3 protein-coding genes are annotated in these 2,000 nt (G+C 53.6%); 1 reads left to right on the top strand and 2 read right to left on the bottom strand.

Annotated elements, in window-relative coordinates; all coding sequences use genetic code 11:
- The first annotated feature begins 105 nt into the window (after positions 1–105).
- A complete protein-coding gene (locus ACXJ5O_RS25405) occupies positions 106–834 on the top strand; it encodes a cysteine hydrolase family protein (RefSeq protein ID WP_457302329.1) in 729 nt (242 codons plus the stop codon).
- Between the two features lie 305 nt (positions 835–1,139).
- Here the strand turns inward: ACXJ5O_RS25405 and ACXJ5O_RS25400 are convergent, their stop codons facing one another.
- Together ACXJ5O_RS25400 and ACXJ5O_RS25395 are read right to left on the bottom strand one after the other, a co-directional pair.
- Complete coding sequence (locus tag ACXJ5O_RS25400; protein ID WP_457302328.1) at positions 1,140–1,862, bottom strand: NapC/NirT family cytochrome c; 723 nt, start codon at positions 1,860–1,862, stop codon at positions 1,140–1,142.
- A gap of 3 nt (positions 1,863–1,865) precedes the next feature.
- A partial coding sequence (locus tag ACXJ5O_RS25395; protein ID WP_457302330.1) for a nitrate reductase cytochrome c-type subunit occupies positions 1,866–2,000 on the bottom strand: 135 nt, incomplete at its 5' end.

Below are 2,000 nucleotides of genomic sequence, written 5' to 3'. Positions count from 1 at the left end.
GACCCATTGTCGTGACCGCACCGTTGGACTGTCACGTTTATCTATAGCAACGCGCACAGTGATGTACACGGCCATCTCGACTTTATGCCTTCTCTTGGTGGCAGGTTGGAATTTCTGAACGCGATGGTGATAACTTGGATTTTTGATTTGTCGAAAAACAAGTTGCCCAAGGTCAGCCAAGGAGAAGACTCGATGCAGAATTTTCACGGCCTTATCGTTCCTGAGAACCTCGCTGAAGCAGCATCACCCGAGACAACAGCTCTCCTTGTCTACGACATGCAGATTGGCATACTGCGCCAATTGAAAGATGGCCCAAGGGTCTTGGAGCGCGTGCTGCAGGTTCTGAAAGTTGCCCGTTCGCAAGGGATGCGCATATTTTTTATGCGCCACATGTCCATGCCGAAACGGATGGCTGGCGTGTTCCAGGTCCGGCAAATGATGGCTTGGCAACGTAAAACATCGGCGGACGACGTGGAACCATGGTTTCTGCGCGATAGCCCAGGCTTTGCACTTGCCCCGGAACTCGAAGTTGGTGATGACGAGGTGATTTTTGACAAAATCACATTCTCGGCCTTTGAGGGCACGCCTCTGGCAATTGCCATGCGMGACTGTGGTTTGAAGAGTTTTGTTATCTGTGGTGTTGCCACTGAAATTGGAATTGAACCCACCGTAGGCCATGGTGCAGATCTTGGACTTATTCCGATCGTGGTGACCGATGCTTGTGGCGGTGGTGACGCGGAAGCGGCCGACCGCGCGATGGAAGGCATGAGGTACAAGGGCGATGCAATGTTTTGCACGATTGAGGAATTGTCGACAGTCTGGGCTAGTAGCTAAGCTGTGGAACGGTGGTGGGGGTGTTTCCCATATGCAAAAACCACAAGCGGTTTTGATAAAAGAGACTGAGCGATATCGAACTCTCGATATCGCTCAGTGATTTGTCGGGCCCCTATTGCGCGGGGAAACGACTTATGGTGGGAGACCCAAAGTCCCGTTCTAACCCTCTAGAAGCCATTGAAATCGTGGGGTTATTTAGACAGCGATTTTTGATTTAGCCAAAGTTTAGTTCCTGAAAGCAGTCGGAAATTTATCAAGCGGTCATAGCCGGAACGCGCCATAACCGGACATTCAACCACAGATAATCATTGTCCAACCGAACTGTCGGTCAGAGATGATCCGCCATGCGCGCCGGCGATGGCTCGCTTTAGGTCATCGATGGCATTGGCGGAGGGCAGTGTTTCGCCTTCAAGTTCCGGTGGCATTTTCCAGCCCGGATCGATCCCTTGCATRTTGGGCARYTCGTGGGCGAYGCCTTTGTGGCAGTCRATGCAGGTRGCCGAGCCSGACAGAAGGTARCGYGTATGGATTTCCGCSGCGYGSTGCGTCTGCTTGGAAAGRTCCATTGCCACGGASGAATGKCARTTGCGGCATTCCAGACTGTCRTTGGCCTTCATMCGSGCCCATYCGTTCTGCGCCAGTGCGAGCCTRTGATCRAGGAATTTCSTGCGSGTGTCGATTGTACCAAAAATCTTGCCCCATACCTCCTTSGACGCCTGCATTTTGCGGGCAATCTTGACCGTCCATTCGTGCGGCACGTGGCAATCGGGACAAGTCGCCCGCACACCCGAGCGGTTCGAGAAATGGATCGTGCGTGTCAACTCCTCGTAAACATTGTCTYTCATCTCGTGGCACGACGTGCAGAACGTCTCCGTGTTYRTCAGCTCAAGGGCGGTATTGAACGCTCCCCAGAACATCACTCCGCCAACGAAACCGCCAAGCGTCAGGAATGCAAGACTGAGCGTCGCCGCAGGAGTGGTGAGCACTTTCCAGACCCATGCCAGACTCTTCTTGACCCACGCGATCATCTGCTATTCGCTCCCGGCAGGTTTGAAGCCCAGTTCGCTCATGTCCTTGAATTTGTTGTCGACGAGGGGCCGCACATCAGCTTGTGGCACATGGCACGCGGTGCAGAAATAGCGCCGCGGCGACACGTCGGCCAGCAT

The sequence above is a fragment of the Phyllobacterium sp. P5_D12 genome, from assembly GCF_054049495.1.
This window is presented reverse-complemented; position numbering and strand designations above follow the sequence as displayed.